General features: G+C 46.9%; 11 protein-coding genes and 1 tRNA gene. 4 read left to right on the top strand and 8 right to left on the bottom strand.

The genetic code is table 11. From position 1 onward, the window contains the following. Positions 1-219: 219 nt before the first annotated feature. The 4 genes from QUB68_RS23260 to QUB68_RS23245 all read right to left on the bottom strand — a co-directional run bounded on the left by QUB68_RS23260 (position 220) and on the right by QUB68_RS23245 (position 4,932). On the bottom strand, positions 220-2,772 hold the full coding sequence (locus QUB68_RS23260) for a CBS domain-containing protein (RefSeq protein ID WP_332996876.1): 2,553 nt from the start codon (positions 2,770-2,772) through the stop codon (positions 220-222). Positions 2,773-2,930: 158 nt separating this feature from the next. After that, the gene (locus QUB68_RS23255) at positions 2,931-3,605 is read right to left on the bottom strand and encodes a sensor histidine kinase (RefSeq protein ID WP_332996875.1); all 675 of its coding nucleotides are present in this window, start codon (positions 3,603-3,605) and stop codon (positions 2,931-2,933) included. Then, entirely contained in the window at positions 3,592-4,551 is a 960-nt protein-coding gene (locus QUB68_RS23250) for a PAS domain S-box protein (RefSeq protein ID WP_332996873.1), read from the bottom strand. The genes QUB68_RS23255 and QUB68_RS23250 overlap by 14 nt, the downstream gene beginning before the upstream one ends. 42 nt (positions 4,552-4,593) lie before the next feature. Beyond that, positions 4,594-4,932 carry a hypothetical protein gene (locus tag QUB68_RS23245; protein WP_332996871.1) on the bottom strand — a complete coding sequence of 113 codons (339 nt, stop codon included), beginning with the start codon at positions 4,930-4,932 and terminating at the stop codon, positions 4,594-4,596. 1,013 nt (positions 4,933-5,945) lie between these two features. Here QUB68_RS23245 and sds point away from each other — a divergent pair. Next, positions 5,946-6,917, top strand: coding sequence for a solanesyl diphosphate synthase (gene sds, locus QUB68_RS23240; RefSeq protein WP_332996869.1), 972 nt, complete (start codon positions 5,946-5,948; stop codon positions 6,915-6,917). 104 nt (positions 6,918-7,021) lie between these two features. Here the strand turns inward: sds and QUB68_RS23235 are convergent, their stop codons facing one another. Further along, complete coding sequence (locus QUB68_RS23235; protein WP_332996867.1) at positions 7,022-7,486, bottom strand: hypothetical protein; 465 nt, start codon at positions 7,484-7,486, stop codon at positions 7,022-7,024. Between the two features lie 151 nt (positions 7,487-7,637). Between QUB68_RS23235 and hetZ the strand changes: the two genes are divergently transcribed. The 3 genes from hetZ to QUB68_RS23220 all read left to right on the top strand — a co-directional run bounded on the left by hetZ (position 7,638) and on the right by QUB68_RS23220 (position 12,480). Then, complete coding sequence (gene hetZ, locus QUB68_RS23230; RefSeq protein ID WP_332996866.1) at positions 7,638-8,819, top strand: heterocyst differentiation protein HetZ; 1,182 nt, start codon at positions 7,638-7,640, stop codon at positions 8,817-8,819. Further along, positions 8,812-9,888: a hypothetical protein gene (locus QUB68_RS23225; protein ID WP_332996865.1), complete on the top strand. Its 1,077-nt coding sequence runs from the start codon at positions 8,812-8,814 to the stop codon at positions 9,886-9,888. The genes hetZ and QUB68_RS23225 overlap by 8 nt, the downstream gene beginning before the upstream one ends. Before the next feature lie 225 nt (positions 9,889-10,113). Next, positions 10,114-12,480: a DUF3488 and DUF4129 domain-containing transglutaminase family protein gene (locus QUB68_RS23220; protein WP_332996863.1), complete on the top strand. Its 2,367-nt coding sequence runs from the start codon at positions 10,114-10,116 to the stop codon at positions 12,478-12,480. Positions 12,481-12,644: 164 nt separating this feature from the next. Here QUB68_RS23220 and QUB68_RS23215 read toward each other — a convergent pair. The 3 genes from QUB68_RS23215 to QUB68_RS23205 all read right to left on the bottom strand — a co-directional run bounded on the left by QUB68_RS23215 (position 12,645) and on the right by QUB68_RS23205 (position 16,689). Next, positions 12,645-12,726: transfer RNA gene (locus tag QUB68_RS23215), tRNA-Leu, on the bottom strand. 130 nt (positions 12,727-12,856) lie between these two features. Then, a complete protein-coding gene (locus QUB68_RS23210; RefSeq protein ID WP_332996862.1) occupies positions 12,857-13,609 on the bottom strand; it encodes a peptidoglycan-binding domain-containing protein in 753 nt (250 codons plus the stop codon). A 659-nt stretch (positions 13,610-14,268) separates the two neighbouring features. Next, complete coding sequence (locus QUB68_RS23205) at positions 14,269-16,689, bottom strand: sucrose synthase (protein WP_332996860.1); 2,421 nt, start codon at positions 16,687-16,689, stop codon at positions 14,269-14,271. Positions 16,690-16,695: the final 6 nt, after the last annotated feature.

The raw sequence follows: 16,695 nt of genomic DNA, 5'->3' as shown, positions 1-16,695 counted from the left end.
TTTTAACTGGCATTACTTTGAATTAAGTATAACTGTAGTATTATATACCCAATGCAATTTAGATGTCAAACAGCTTAAGCATCCCCAAATTCTTTTTTAAGCTGAATTTTCAAACTGTTTAAAATTACAATTTCATCGTCAACGCACAAAATTACTGGCTTGGGCATATTTTTTTCCTTGTTTGGATTGGCAAATTGGGGCGTATAGTGGCGTTTTTTTTTAATCGCCGCCCGTGGTTTCGATGGGCAAGAATACAGTAAATTTTGTTTGACCTGGCACACTTTCTACTTGCAGTTTACCTTGGTGTTTTTCCACGATCTTATTAACTATATCTAATCCCAACCCGCTGCCTTCTCCAGGAGGTTTTGTCGTAAAAAAAGGCTCAAAAATTCTCGGCATAATCTCTGGGGGAATGCCTTTACCGCTGTCGGTAATACTGACTGATATTGAGTTATCTTGGTGTTTGACATCAATTTTCAACACTCCTTTGTTGCCCATCGCTTGTAAAGCATTGTGAACCAAATTTGTCCAAACTTGATTGAGTTCATCAGGATAGCATAACACAGAGGGCAAATCAGTACCATAGTTTCTGACCACTTCCACACCATTTTTGATTTGGTAGTGGTAAAGTGTTAAAACAGTATCAATGCCGTCAGCAATATTCGCGATCGCCTTAGAGCCAGACTGGTCGTAACGAGAGTAGCTTTTCAAGGCAAAAACAATTTTAGCTGCCCTATCTGTCGCAGTAGCAATATTTTTAGTGCTTTTTTGTACCGTAGCGAATTCGTAGGCAATTTGTAAAATATTGGGACTTTTGGGGTCTTTAAACAAAGGTAAAAAAGGTTCTACATTATCGCAGATACCAATATCTAACAAGGTACAAGCAAGGCTGTCTGCATTGTCAATTTCTTCTGCTTCTAATTGCCGCTGCAAAATCTTTTTCAACTGACGTTTTTCTTTACTAGATAAAGTGTCTGTTTCTTGGCTTGACTTGTGCAGCAGGGCAAAGAAATCCTGCTGCCGTTCCGGGGATAGTTGCTGGAAAAACATCGGCAACTGCTGTAATTGTTCGGCCCAGAAGTCGGCGATATTCTGCACCGAGGAGCGAATCGCCCCTAAAGGAGAATTGATTTCGTGGGCAACTCCGGCAATTAACTGTCCCAGTGCTGCCATTTTTTCAGATTGAATCAGTTCTTGTTGAGTGCGTTTGAGTTCTTCCAGCGTATGAGCTAATTCTGTATTTTTTTGGGACAGCGCTGACTCTGCTAGTTTGCGGGCGCTGATGTTGCGGGCAACCCAAATCACTGCATCTTTTGAGAACAGAGAAATACAGGCGGAAAACCAAATTTCGCGGCCGCCAACTGTCAAGCTGTAGTCGAAATTTAGCGTTTGTTGCGTCTCTAACACTTGCTGAACTAACATCCACCAATCATCCGGGTTTTCGTCATCAAAAAAATGTTCGATAGTCAAACTGACTATATCGCAATCAGGCTCGGAAAAGGCCGCCGTATTTGTTGGCAAAACTTCTATATTCCCCTGACTGTCTAGCAGCAGAACTATGTCTGGCATCGCTTCAAAAACCGCGCGAACTTTGCTTTCAGAAAAGTGCAATTTTTCTTCTAGCAATTTGCGACCCCTAATTTCTTGCTGCAAATTCTCGTTGCTGGCTGCTAGTTGAACAGTGCGAGCTCGCACTCGCTGTTCGAGTTCTGTGTTGAGGCGGCGGACTTCAGCTTCAGCAGTGGCACGGTCTTGTATTTCCTTCTTTAACTGACTGTTAGCTTTAATTAATTCTAAGGTTCGCAGCTTAATTTGTTCTTCTAAATTTTCATTTAAAAGCCGCAACTGTTCCTCTACTTCGGTTCTCCGCAGTGCTTCTTTTTGCAATTGTTCGTTCACTTTTTTTAACTCCTGGATCTTTTCGGCAACTGTTTCCTGCAAAACCTCGACATTCGTGAGCATTTCTACCGGATCTAAGGCGTACAGCAGGCTACTTTGGGTCACAATTCCTGCTAAATATCCTGATTCGTCCACCACCACCAAGCGCCGGATGTGGTGCTGCTGCATGAACTGGTTGGCCTGCCACAATGTGGCTGTTATTTGCAGCGGTATCAGGGGAAAACTCATCGCGGCGGCGGCCGTCGTCCCGACAAAATCGAGTCCGCCAGCTTGGAATTTAACCATGTCGCGTTCTGTAATTATGCCCACAGGTTTGTGATTTTTGTTGTCGCACTCAGTGCAAATAACTATGCAGCTTTTGCGGTGGGTTGCCATCTGTTTTGCGATTTCTAAAACTGAGGTGGTAGTTGAGGCAACTATTACTTCTGCGATCATAATTTCTTGGGCGCGTCGCATTTGTAGCAAGTCGCCCGGTTTCAGGATTTTACGGATGCTTTCGCCGCTGATGGCGCCCAGCAAGTTTCCGCATTCGTCTGTGACGGGCAAGTGACGAATTTTTGCCGCTCGCAATATGCTAAATACCTTGAAAATATTCTCCGCTGCATCGAGGGAAATGGCGATCGGTCTTTCAGTCATTACCTCAGCAATTATCATCCCTGCTAGTGGTATTTCGCTAGCAGTTATTTTCACAACATCGCGCTCTGTAAAAATTCCGAGCAGTTGCCCCTCAACAGCGATTAAAACGCAACTGGCGATCGCCTGAGTCATCGCGGCGATCGCGACTGTCAAGGGCGTATCTGGAGGCAGCACCGGCAGTTTGAGGTCGATCGCCTGTGCTAGCAAGCTTTGGGTATCAGAAACTGTTGTTGACATGGGCAAATCAAGGGAGAGATATGCAGGCGGAATCAGCAATTAATACCATTTTAGATTTGAGATTTGACAATCGTGGCACACTGACCGCCATCAAGGTTTGACATCGGTCTAAAGTTACATTTTGACCGTGCATAGGTATAATTTCTAGTGCTAGAGTGCTAAACGGCGATCGGAATTGATACGGTAAAGGTCGTTTGACCGATAACTGATGTTACTTCTATGTTACCCGAATGTTTTTCCACAATTTTTTTAACAATATCCAATCCCAAGCCAGTGCCTTCCCCGGCGGGTTTTGTGGTAAAGAACGGCTCAAATATGCGCGGCAAAATCTCCGGGGCAATTCCCTTGCCGCTATCGGTGACGCCCACCCGCAGGCTCTGATTTTCTGCTCTCACCTCTAGTGTTAAAACTCCGCAATTGTCCATTGCCCCAATAGCATTGTGAATCAGATTTGTCCAAACTTGATTGAGCTCGTCTGGATAGCACAGCACTTCAGGCAGTCCATCTTGATAATTTGTGACAACTTCTACTCCCTGTTTTAGTTGGCTATAATAAAGAGTTAATATAGTTTCAATGCCCTCAATAATATTGCCCATTACCTTTTCTCCCGTACAGTTGGAGCGAGAATATGTTTTGAGAGCAAAAACTACTTTTGCTGCTCTATCTGTAGCTGTGATAATAGTATTCGTGCTTCTTTGCAAAGTAGCAATTTGATAGGCTCGCTGTAAAATATCGGAGCTGGTTGGGTCTTGCAGTAAAGGCAAAATAGATTCGAGATTGTTGTAAATGCCGATGTCAACCAAAGTATCAGCTACTGTTTCAGGATTTGCCACAGAATTTTGATAGCTGCCGAACCAAATCCCTTTTAAGCTGGCGTTTTTCTCGGTTGGAAAAGCCGATCGCCTGCGGCTGGTATTTCGGCAGCAGCCTCAATAAATCCGAGTAGCGCTCGGGGGACATATTGTGGAAAAAATCGACAACTTCCGCAAGATTTTGATTGAAGAAATCGGCTAAATTTTCGACAGACGAGCGAATCGCACCCAGCGGAGTATTGATTTCGTGAGCGACGCTGGCAACTAGCTGTCCCAATGCTGCCATTTTTTCCGATTGAATCAGCTCTCGCTGCGTTGTTTGCAGGTTTTGCAGGGCTTCGGAGAGTTCTCTGGTGCGATCGGCTACTTGCATTTCCAAAGTTCTGTTGTACTCTGCTATTAGTTTGTCAGCTTGCTTGCGAGCGGTGATATCGCTAAAAGCCGTAATTGCATAGACAATATTGTTTTTGTGATCAAAAATCGGTTTCGAGTGCATTTCCAAAGGCACAATCTTGCCGTTTCTGCGGACTTCTAAATTATCGGCGATCGCATTTTCGCCTTTGAGAGCTCGCTGAGTCGGCAATTGTTGGTCAGAACACAAGCTGTCGCTTCCTGAAATATAAATTTGAGCAGATGAAACTAACTCTTCACCTGTAGGTGAGGCCGCAAAAACTTGACCCAGCAACCGCTGTCCGGTTTGATTGATGTACGATACCTTGCCCTGGGGATTGTGTACAGTAATACCCACAGGTACAGCTTCTAAAAATTGCGTCAATTTGCTTTGACTTTCCCGCACTTCTGCATAAAGTTTAGCATTAGCAATAGAAACAGCAGCCTGCGTTGATAACAGTTGCAAAACCTCCACCCTGTCATCAGTAAAAGCACTGGTAGTTAAATTATTTTCTAAATAAAATATTCCAATTAATAGACCTTGATTCAGCAATGGTGCGTGCAGCAAAAGAATCATAAAAATGAAAGAGTGGTACAGTTAAAATACTCGTTCCTGCCGTTAAACATTCTCTAAATTTAGCTGCATTTTCCAGTGCTTGCGATAAATCCCCGAACAAATAACATAGTATGAGTTTGTGCAAATAAAAGTAATGAACTCCCGTGCGATCGTTCGCTTTCGCAAGCAGCGGCAGCAGATACTCTTCTTGGCAAGCTGTCCCCGATAAATTGCAGGGATTATCTGCCTCACCCAGCAAGTTAAGCACCGCTTGATGTAGTCTTGCTTGAGTATCTTGAAGATTGCGGGCTGAGCGTCGGCCGATCGCACTCCCCGGTAAACTAGAGATCGATCGCTTTCATAGATTTTCCTGAAAATTTTGTAGCCGGGAAAGTTGAGCATAACCGCAAAATCTTAGGGAGCAGCAGCATTTATATCAGTGTAACGACTGATATGTGTCCGCAGCTATCGCCACAAATATGCTCAGACTTCTGAGTAACTCGTCCCAGAACATCACGGTACCCGTACTTTTACATAATAACCCTGCCTTTGAGCGCAAGCATTCAAGGCAGGGTTATGATTGAGTATTCAGAATTCGAGTGTGGTGAGGCGATCGCCCGGTTACCCGATGCGGCGGCAGAGCAGTGTACTACTCGCCCAATCGAGTTATTTTAGCGCTGCGTTCGGCCAAGATCAGCAGTACATAAATAGTCATTACATAGCCGGCGGCCAGAATGGGAATAATTAGAGGAATATCGCGATAAATCATAATTAGAACCAAAAGTCAAGGACTAGGAGGAGGAGGAGGAGTTCAAGACCTACTACATTAAGTCAGCACGCAAGACCGTGCCTTGGTTCTGAAGGCTGCTTTTCCATATCAAGCCTGTGGGAACATTTAGACGTTCCCGGTCAATAATGATTTACTGCTTTACAGATGCTTCAACAGCCTCAAACCATCCACCTTAGCTGCTTTGAGCTACCGCGCACACAAGATGCGGTGCTCTTGACTCCGGAAAATTTTTAGCCGCGAGGGACTAAAAATTTGCACCAGAAATTTTCGCTGCGATCGGACTAACAAGGCTGGCTCTACGAAACTCTTACAGGCATCTGAAAGCTACCTGCCAGTCTGGCTGTACTTAATGTATAGAATTGTTTAAATCCTTAATACTTATAATAACATAGGGTTTCTGGGATTTACAGATTTTTTTGCCGTGTGCTTAACAATTCGATACAATAGGGGCAACCCCTCTGCCAGTCGGCTACTGGCCCGAGGCAGTGGGGCGGGGCCCGCGCTAGTAGCAGAGGAGAAATAAGTGGCATCGCCTAAATTCCTCTTCCCTATTGCAGAGAATTACCTTAAAATAAAGATATGATATGTAAAATTTTGTTACTTTACGGCTTGAGTCGGCGTATCCATGATCTCTAGCACTCTCCTATTTTCCTCGGTTGAAGAAGACCTGCGACTGTTGACAGAAAACTTAAAACAGTTAGTGGGTGCCCGTCATCCCATCTTGTACGCGGCTGCGGAATACTTATTCGGCACAAAGGGAAAACGGGTGAGACCCGCAATAGTCTTGTTGATGGCCAAGGCGACGATGCCCGATGGGGAAATCACGGAAAAACACCGCCGCCTCGCGGAAATCACGGAAATGATCCACACAGCCAGTCTGGTTCACGACGACGTGGTAGACGAGTCGGATCTGCGACGGGGAGTACCGACGGTACACAGTCGGTTTAACAACCGAGTGGCTGTGTTGGCGGGAGATTTTCTGTTTGCTCAATCGAGCTGGCATTTGGCAAATCTGGACAACCTGCCAGTAGTCAAACTGCTTTCAGAAGTGATTATGGATTTAGCAGAGGGGGAAATTCAACAGGGACTAAATGGATTTGATACCAGTTTGTCGATCGAAGCGTACCTCGAAAAAAGTTATTACAAAACAGCGTCTTTAATTGCCAACAGTTCCAAAGCAGCCGGCTGTTTGAGCGAGGTTTCAGCAGAAATAGCAGACGATTTGTACAACTACGGTCGCAACATTGGCTTGGCATTCCAAATAGTAGATGATATATTGGATTTCACCGCTTCAACGGAAACTTTGGGGAAGCCCGCAGGCTCGGATCTGATCGGCGGTAATCTGACAGCACCAGCGCTATTTGCCCTGGAAGAAAAGCCTTACTTGGAAGTTCTCATAGAACGCGAGTTCGCTCAAGAAGGAGATCTAGAGCAAGCCCTGGCATTGGTAGAAGATTCTCGAGGTATAGAGCGATCGCGAGAACTAGCCACGGATCACGCACAGCAAGCCGTCCAATACTTAGCTGCGCTGCCCCATTCAGAGTCCCGTCAAGCTTTGATAGATTTAGCAGAATACGTTTTGAGCCGAGTTTATTAACAGTTCAGAAGTTACACTTTACAGGGAATTGGTAATGGGTAATTGGTAAGGGGTAATGCCCAATGCCTAATGCCCAATTACCAATTAATCATAAATTGAGTTGTTTAGGCAATATCTGGCGGTGGAGCCGATCGATACTGTTGCAAGTAAACGTTAATTAAGTCCTGCACTTGCTGGCGAGGGATTTCCGTCCCGACTTCCTGATTGCCGGGATTTTCAAAGAAAACAATGCTGTCTAGACCTTCGAGGGCGATCATTTGAAATAAAATGTGAGTGACAGGCAAAGGCACGGGTCTGAGGCGATCGCCCCCAGCCGCGGCGGCGGCGGACGCATCAGGAAGACTGGAAAAAGCATAAATCACCTTCTTCTCCCGTCCCGGTTGCTTGAGATTGCTCAAAACCACGATGGCCCAACTTTGGTCTAGCGCTTGCAGGATAGAGTATTCGAGGTGCTGTAGCTGCTGGGCAATTAAAATCAGCGCCGGGGCGATCGCCTTTAGGATTTGTGGCGTGGAACCGTCGGGCGGAGCTTTGTCGATCAGCGATCGAATCTGTTGATCTAAATCCATTAGTCAGTTAATTTGAGATTTGAGTTGAAGAATTTCAGGGTAACAGGTGCAGGGCCAAGTATGTGATATCTAGCACTTCCCACTATAAAATCTAAAATCGTAAATTTAAAGTCTCAGGGTGTGCTACTTTCAATGTGAGCTGTAAACCATCATGCGGGAAATCTGCCAGAGCGTGGAAACCATATTTGAACTGCTGCTAGACGAACTCAAAAAGTCCACTCGCGCATCTGAGCAGAACTGCCAAGATGTAGCAGGACGACTCGCAGCAGAAGTCACCAGGATATGCACAGAAAGCCAGCGGATTCAAAACTCCGGAGACATAGAAGGTTCAGCCCAGAGCCTCGCTCATCACCGCTTGCAACAATGCCTCCACTACTACAATTTAGGCTCCGGGCCCGGGCGAGTAGAATTGCACAGTACCCTCAGCGCGATCGTCTATCGCTTCATCACCCCTCCCCAGGTGCAGTCTAGCTATCAGGCGCGAGTAGAACTGATCAAAGATTTTTTACAAGGATTTTATCTAGAAGCTTTAAAGGCATTCCGGCGCGAAACGCAACTGCCACCTACCTACAGTCCCCGCACTCGCTTAGAACTAGCAGAGTACATGGCCTTTGTAGAGCGCTTCGGCAAGCGGCGCATTCCTTTACCTCGAAACCGCAGCCAGCAACTAATTATTTTGCGGGCGCAAACCTTTTCCCAGCAGCAGCCCAAAGAAACCTCCGTAGATATGGAACAAGCCGCCGACGGAGGGGCTTCAGATTCCGACCAAACTTGGAACGACACCTCGGTACACTCGGTGAGGGAAGCGATGGCCGGACACGGTTCATCGGCAATTCGCCCGCTAGGCGAGGAGTCAGAATCTCTGCGGCAAAACGTGATAGACGACTTAATCGCTTACTTGAAGGAGCGCAACCAGCAAGACTGCGCCGATTACTTCGTGCTGCGCTTGCAAGACTTGCCGACTAATGAAATAGAGTCGCTGCTGGGCATAACTCCCCGCCAAAGAGACTATTTGCAGCAGCGCTTCAAGTACCATTTGCTCAGGTTCGCCATGTCGCACCGCTGGGAACTCGTTCACCAGTGGCTGGAAGCAGACTTAGACCGCAATCTGGGTTTGCTGCCTTCTCAGTGGCAGGCTTTTGGCGATCGAATTGGCCCAGAGGGGCAGCGTTTGTTAAAGTTGAAACAACAGGGTCTGTCAGAGTCGGCGATCGCGCAAACCCTCGGCAGTACGGTAGCCCAGGTACAGAAACGGTGGTTTAAGTTGCTGGAACTTGCCTGGGAATTGCGAAATAGTTCAGATTCCGGAGAAGGGGCATCTAGTGATGAATAACGAAACGAACAGGGATGCAGAGGCTTTCGAGCGCCATTTTTTAGACTGGATATTGCAGGCGCCAATCGCGAATGCCTCTAGTGAAGAAGATCGGGAAAACTTCAATGTGCCCTCTCGCTCAGAAGAGTGGAGCGACACAGAAGAGAATTCCGGGGTGGAATACTGGGAATGGGACGAACCAGACCCGCTGGACTATTTAGAAGTGGGGGCGCACAGCAATGCACCCGCACAACCGCTGACTATTGGAGAAATACCGACCGTGCAAGACCGTTTTCAGACCTTGTTAAAAGAGAGGCTTAGAGCCGAAATTGAATCCAACCCGCCGCTGTTCCCCTGGGAAACAGAACTCAAAAGCTACGACCACGATTACCCGGACGATGCAGTCCCTCAATGGGTTCCCCCCCTGCACCTCTGGACTCCCCAACTACAAAATATTAGATGGGGTCGCCTGCCAATTCCGATCGCCCAAGGGGTTTTTGCTCAACTGCTAGAACCTTGTCAGGAACTGGTAATGTCGTCGCTGCTGGAAGGAGCAAAGTTAGTTCGCGCTGTAGATAGCTTGTTTCCAGGCCAGTCTCAGGAACTCAACAAATTAGCTGGTTTCGTACTCATGGGTGCTGCCAGGGGAGATTTAGAAGTAGAAGATTTCCCGAATTACGAAGCGGCGACTACCAACCAACAAATGATAATGTCGCTGTTGGCAGCCCGAGAAATCATTGAGTCTCTAACTTTGAATTGTCCTGTAAATCAGTCGCCGATTTCGCGGGAGTGGTTGACTGCTTTGGGATCGCTGAATCTGGAGGCTCAATACCTGTCCAACCGCAATACAGAACCACCAATGCCGTGTTTGAGAGTTGACTGCCAATTTCCTGGGGCCGGAAGTTTGGAACTCAAGGGAGGAGATGCCGAAGCAACTGCACAGCGTCCGAATTCCGGGCATTTAAGTGTAGAGCTGTTCGACCCCCAACCTGACAAGATTTATGCCTTAGAAGTTCGATTCCAAAACTTCGAGACCAGACCTCTGATGTTTGCTATTCGTCCAAATTTAGCGACACAAGATAGCAATTAAAAAGGTAAAAATAGAGTAAATTATGTAGATTTTTACTCTGTGGTTTGACCTCACACAAAAACAGATGCAATCCCCCGACTTCTGTCGTGGCAAGCGCGAAATTTTAGATCTTAGTTAAAGCCCTCACTGATGAATCTGTGGAGTCAATCTAAAATCGTTCGACTGAGCGCTCACGCCGAAGTCTCAAATATCAAATCTCAAATCCACTGACTTGGATGGGTGCACATGACAACTGATAACCTGCGAAATATACCTGTTTTAGGTAAGCTGTGGGAGCAGATTGAGGCAATGCCTCCGCCGGTGACTGAGGATTCTTTACTGCTGCGAATCCTAGTTCAGTTGTTGGTAATTGTGGGAATTGTGGCGACTGATGTTGCTGCTGAAGAAGCCCTGAACCTGTGGGCTGTGCCTGTTAGTATTGTGGGAGCAACTTGGAGTTGGTACCGCCGTCGCGATCGCAATATAGCTGCTAAATTCTGCATAGCTATTGCCATGCTGGTGGCGCTGTTCGCTTTTTTTACCCGCTTGGTTGGAGAATTAAACGATACGCGGTTAGTTTTGGCGCAACTGTTAATTAACATTCAAGTGCTACACAGTTTCGATTTGCCCCGCCGCAAGGATTTGGGCTATTCGATCGTGATCGGGCTGATTCTGTTGAGTGTAGCAGCGACGATTAGTCAAACCCTGACTTTTGGGCCGCTGCTGTTGGTGTTCTTGGCTTTAGCGCTGCCGACTTTGGTGCTGGATTACCGATCGCGCTTGGGACTCTCGAACCCAGAAATTAGCAAGCATTCGGCAGAAGGTAAAGCCAAAAATAACAACTTGTCGCTATTTGCTGCGACTTTATCCCCCAAATATTTTGGTGGGCTGCTACTGATAACTGTCGGGTTGGGGCTGACTATTTTTGCGTTTTTGCCGCGCCTCCCGGGCTATCAGTTGCGGACTTTTCCTGTCAGCGCTCCCATTGAATATCAGGGGGAGTTTGACTCGCGCAGCATTCTGAATCCGGGGTATGTCAGAGGGGGAAACGAAAAAGGAACTGGCGGAGGAAGGGGGAGAAACCCAGACAAAGGGCCAGGAGAGGTAGACTCTACTTTTTATTACGGTTTCAACCAGCGCATCAATCAAAACTTGCGGGGGGAAATGAAACCTCAAGTGGTGATGCGGGTGCGATCGCAGGCGCCGGGTTTTTGGCGGGTGTTGGGCTTTGACAAATATACCGGTCAAGGTTGGGAAATTTCTCGCAACGAACAAGCTCAAAAGGTAAATAGACCTAGGTGGTCTTTTCAATTTTATCTGAATCCGTATCCGAATGCGCCCCGGATTCAAGAAGTGATTCAAAGTTATACTGTTGTGGCTCAGTTGCCGAATTTGATTCCGGCTTTGGCTAAGCCGAAGGAACTTTATTTTCCGACGCAGGATGTGGCTGTGGATGCGGAGGGGGGTTTGCGATCGCCTGTGGAATTGCGGGAAGGTTTGACTTATACGGTGATTTCAAATGTGCCTTTTCGCGATCGCTCTGTGTTGGGGCAAACTGGTACTAATTACCCAAAAAATATTCGCAAATTCTATTTGGATGTGCCGCCGAAAATTGCCGCCAAGGTGCGAGAAAAAACTGAAGAAATCTTGTTGGCGAGAACTAGAGTTTCTAAGTCGGAGAGGGCGATCGATTCTCCCTACGAAAAAGCTTTGTACTTAGCTCAATATTTGAAGCAAAACCCGAATTACAAACTTGTAAAAGCTTTGCCTTATTTGGAAGAAACAGAAGATTTAGTCGAGGGTTTTCTGTTTGGCTATCAAAACACCCAAGACGGCAAAAAAGTTACAGGCGGATATCCAGACCACTTTTCGACGGTACTGACAATGATGCTCAGGTCGATCGGGATTCCGGCGCGAGTGGCTGGCGGTTTCGATACGGGAGAATTTAACCCGTTTACGGGTTTGTATGTTGTGAAAAATACCGACGCTTTCTTGATGACGGAGGTATATTTTCCCAATCACGGCTGGTTGGGTTTTAATCCAATTCCCGGTTATCCGCTGATTCCGGCTTCGGTGGAAGACAACCAGACTTTTAGCGCGCTGGAATCGTTCTGGAAGTGGATCGCGGGTTGGCTACCGACACCTGTGAGAAGCGGGCTCGATTCAGTTATCGGTTTTGTGATTGGCTGGATCAGTTTGATTCTGGGCTGGTTTCTGGGACAGTTTGCTAGGGGTTGGGTGGGGTTGTTTATTGGGTTAATTAGTGCGATCGGCTTCGGCTTTATGGGCTGGTTAATTTGGCAAGGGTGGCGCAAGTGGCGCTATCGGCGCTGGCTGGGGAAATTGCCGCCGGTGGAGGGGGTTTACCAGCAAATGCTAAAGGATTTGGCGAGCCGGGGATTTGCCAAGCAGAAAGCTCAAACGCCTTTGGAGTATGCTGAGGCAATGCGCGGCCATCATCCAACTGATGAAGCTGAGGTAATTGAGGAAGTTTCGCAAGCTTACGTGCGGTGGAAGTACGGGGGTGAAGCGGGAAATTTGGGTCAGTTGCGGCAGTTGGTGGAAAATTTGAGGCGATCGCACTTGCAGAAACTGAAAAAGCGCTGGTTTTAAGATACGACGGCGGTTGAAACCGCGTCTACACAAACGAAGTCCGCCGGACGCCGACTGAAGATAATTAATAAAATCCGGTGATTTTAACTGCACACTCTTCAACCCTTGGCAATGCGGGTTTTGTTTGTATAGAAGCGGTTTCAACCGCCCAGTCTTCTATGGTATGCGGATAAAAGGACTTGAACCTTCACTCCTTTCGGAACCAGAACCTAAATCTGGCGCGTCTGCCAATTTCGCCATATCCGCATTTTGACATTCAACTATGATAGCACACAACACAGCGATGCGTCAACATCGAGAAACCCGGTCATTGTTGGACACCGGGTTCACTGATGAGTTATCGCCACAGCAATTTTCCCAATTTCTGACTCGTCACTTAGTTTTGACCAAGCGCCTTCCAGGTTGTGGCATCCACCACACCGTCAGCCGTCAAACCCTGATACTCCTGAAATTTCTTGACAGCCGTAGCAGTGCGAGCGCCAAAAATGCCGTCGATCGGGCCCGGAGCGTAACCCTGTACTTCCAAACGCACCTGTAGTGTCTTCACCTTGGAACCGGCAGCGCCTTTAGTCAGAGCAGTTGCCGGATTTTCGCCGGGAAGTGGAGCGCTATTCTGAATGGGAGCATTGCTCTCAATGGGAGCATTGTTCTGAATAATGGGAGCACTGCTCTGCAAAGTTTCAGAAGCTGGCGCCGGATCTGCTGCTAAAGCTGTCCAAGTTTCTTTGTCTACAATGCCGTCTGACTTCAAGCCCTGAGACTGCTGAAAAGCACTGACAGCCGATGTGGTGCGAGAACCATAGGAACCGTCGATCGTGCCGATCGCCAAACCGTGAACTTGCAACCGCTGCTGTATGGCAGCAACTTCTGGCCCGTCTGCTCCCGCCGAGATTGTTTTGTCCTTTCTCACAGGCTGCTGCTCGCCCGCGTAAAAAGGCTTATTAAACATATCTCCTCGGGTAGTTGCATCGGGCAGTGCCGACGCACCCGGATCGGCAGGAGCTGCAAAGTCTCTGCGGTACTGTTCCTGCACAAACGGTTTGGACTCGAAGGCTGCATTTGCCTTTTTGGTCAACCCGGGAGCGAGCAGAGCTAGCAAGCTAAAAATCGTAACCGTAGTTACACGCATAAGTTTCATCCTGTTGGTGAGGTTTGACAAAGTTTCGCTGTTCTCATGTTTCTAAATCTAATTGTATTACCCGGATAGCTTTCTGAGAAATATCTGCCCAGGTCTCTAGAAGTTCGGTAATGGAGACAGCCGCAGTCAGCAGTTGCAAGTTGAAAGTTACGAGTTGGAAGTAGGGGCAGCTTCGCACTATTGATCCTCAGAAACCCGGTTTCTTCCGAGATGTTTCGTTACCAAAGCCAATATTTGCTGATCAACCGGGTTTCTTCTACCAATTCAAAGAACTATTGCTACAATTGTCAATTATATACTAATTATTAAAAGTCGCAGAGACCGCACCGCGCAGGACACGGTGGGGTATCGCTACAGGTGCTTGCAGACAATTCATATGTAGCAATACTTTTATGAATTGGTGCTCAACTGTGCGGACTCGTGACTTTACTAAACCCGGTTTCTTCAGAGATTTCTCGGAACTTCACGCAAAACTCGTAGAAACCGGGTTTCTAGCTACCTATCGGTCAGCCATGAAACTGTAGCTACGTATTGATTGTACAAAACCTGCTTTCATTTACAAATCTTTACAGGCGGGTTTTGTACAAAGTTTGTTTATCAGAGGCAAAGTTTTTTTGTTCAACCGGCCCCGACAAACCAAAACTCGCCACTTATCGCTTCGCGTGCTCTGCCAATAAAGCCTTCGCTCTCGGCTTGTAAATCAGATAAAACAGCGCTTCTATGTAGCGGAGCATATCTTCGCGGTTTTCCTTAGACGAGTAGTCCCAGAAACCGTAAGTTCTGGCGAGCGTCAGCAGCTTGGTTGTGTGAATTTTCCAGGTATAGGTGCTGTAAACTCTGTCAATTCCTCGCGTGGAAATTTCATACCAATAGTTGGGATTTTGTTCGCATTTTGAGAAAAAATCCAGAATTTTTTGGGCGGTTTCCTGGTGTTGAGTCGGGTTGATATAAAACCCATTTACCCCGTCTTGAATGATTTCCAGCGGGCCGCCAAACTGTGTCCCAAAAGTGGGAATGCCGGTAATCATTGCTTCGAGAATTGTCAAACCGAAAGCTTCAAATAAGGCTGGCTGCACAAATATACCTTGGCCGTCGGCGATTACCCGGTAGATTTCGCCGGACAGGCTTTTGGAAAGTCTCACTCCCAGCCAGCGAATTTTACCGTGCAGGTTGTATTGGTCGATAATTGTGTAAAGCTTTTTAATTTCTTCGGCTTCTTCGTAGTCTTCGGTTTCTTCGACTCTCAGCTTGCCAGCTACTAGAATTAAGTTGCATTTTTGTTGCAATTCCTGGCTTTTGCCAAACAATTCTGCTAAGCCGGTCATGTTTTTAATGCGATCGAGCCTGGCCATCGAAAATAAAGGGCGCTTTTGCGGGTCGTCGAGTGTTCCGAAGACCTGTTCCGGGTCTTCTAGAGTAAATAGCAGTTCGTTGAGCCGATCGCGATCGCCCTGTACCCTGTCTTCTATGCGCGTGTAGGGAAAGTATACGCTTTCGTTGACTCCCGGCGGCACCACGTTAAATTTAGGGCTGAACAGTTCAATGCCGTTGACGACGTGGTACAGATCCGGCATTGTAAAACAATTGTAAGATTCGTACTGCCCAACACTATCGGGTTTACCCACAATCTCTTGATAGGTGCTGCTGACAATACAATTAGCCGCATTCATGGCAATAATATCGGCAGTAAATTGCATCGCAAAATGGTATTTTTCCTCAGATTCTTGCCAGTAAAGATTGCTGAACAAATATTTAGATTTTTCCAGTGCGTGGGCAATATTGCACTGAGTAACTTTGAGTTTGCGCGACAGCAAAAATGCTACCAAATTGCCGTCAGAATAGTTGCCAATAATTAAATCTGGCTTCCCCTGAAACTCAGCCAGCAGTTCTTTTTCGGCATCGATCGCGTAAGTTTCCAAATAAGGCCAAATCTCGAACCTCGAAATCCAATTTTGAGTCAATTTGGGATTGAATTCTCGGAAGGGAACCCGCAAAATCCAAGCATTTTCTGTGCCGTGAACTTTTTCTAAACGTTCGTTGCAGCGCGTGCCGTCGCTGTTAGGAATTAAGCGGGTGAGAATAATTACTTTTGGTTTGGCGCCTAAAATATCGAGACCGGCAAGATGAATGTCTTCTTGCAGTTGTTTCTCTAAATTCTTCGCTTGATCGAGCACATAAACTACCTGGCCTCCCGTATCCGGCCGCCCCAAAACTCCTTCTTGGCCGAACCAGCCGTGAGGAGAAACTAGGACGATTTTGAAAATCATCGGGATGCGAGAAATAAATGCTTCTAGGGTTTGCGGGTCGGGAGAATCGATTAATTCGTCGAGAATTCCTAGGGTTTCTTGAACGCGGGCTGCGGTATTTCCCCAACCTGCGTCCAACCCCATCATTTGCAGGACAAATCGAAATCTTTCGTAGGGTTCATCTTCAGAAAGTTGGCTGACAAAGGTGAGGGCTTTTTTGACTTGTTCTGAAAGTTGTTCTTGGGATTTTATGCGATCGTTAATTAGTAATTGTACGCCGTTGTAGCGGTGAATCCGTAAGAAATCAAACAGAGTTTCCTGCCACTGTTTGGAGTCTTGAAACAGTTTACTGGACATATATCGGTTGAGGAATTGTACTCCTTTGCCGATGTTTTTGGGGTCGCGAATTGAGGGGGAATAGTCGTAAAACGGGCCGAAATCTAGTTCGAGGATGTCGCCTTCTTGGGGGTGAAAGTGGTTGACGAAGCGATCGCGCACGTCGAGCAATTCTTGCACTGTCATCGGCTCGACTGTCAAGTCGTCTCCAACTCGCACTATTTCCATTGTCGCAATTTTTGGTCGCAGCAGCACGCAAAGGCTGCCTTCTTCGAGTATAATTTCCTGAACGTAGTAAATCAGTTTGCTCAATAGAGAAGATTGATGGAACTGTTCGGGTTTTTCGTATTGGGTGCAGTAGGCGGCAAAAGCGTTAACTATGTCGTTTCGCAGTAAATATTTGTTTCCCAAAACCCGCAAATCGCTGGCAAACTGCCGCAAGTCGGTTTTTTCGTCGCTGGCAATAACAGCCTGAAAGAGTTCAGACATACATAC

Origin of the sequence: Microcoleus sp. A006_D1 (assembly GCF_036702805.1) — a bacterium.
In the GTDB taxonomy this organism is placed as follows: domain Bacteria; phylum Cyanobacteriota; class Cyanobacteriia; order Cyanobacteriales; family Microcoleaceae; genus Microcoleus.
This window is presented reverse-complemented; position numbering and strand designations above follow the sequence as displayed.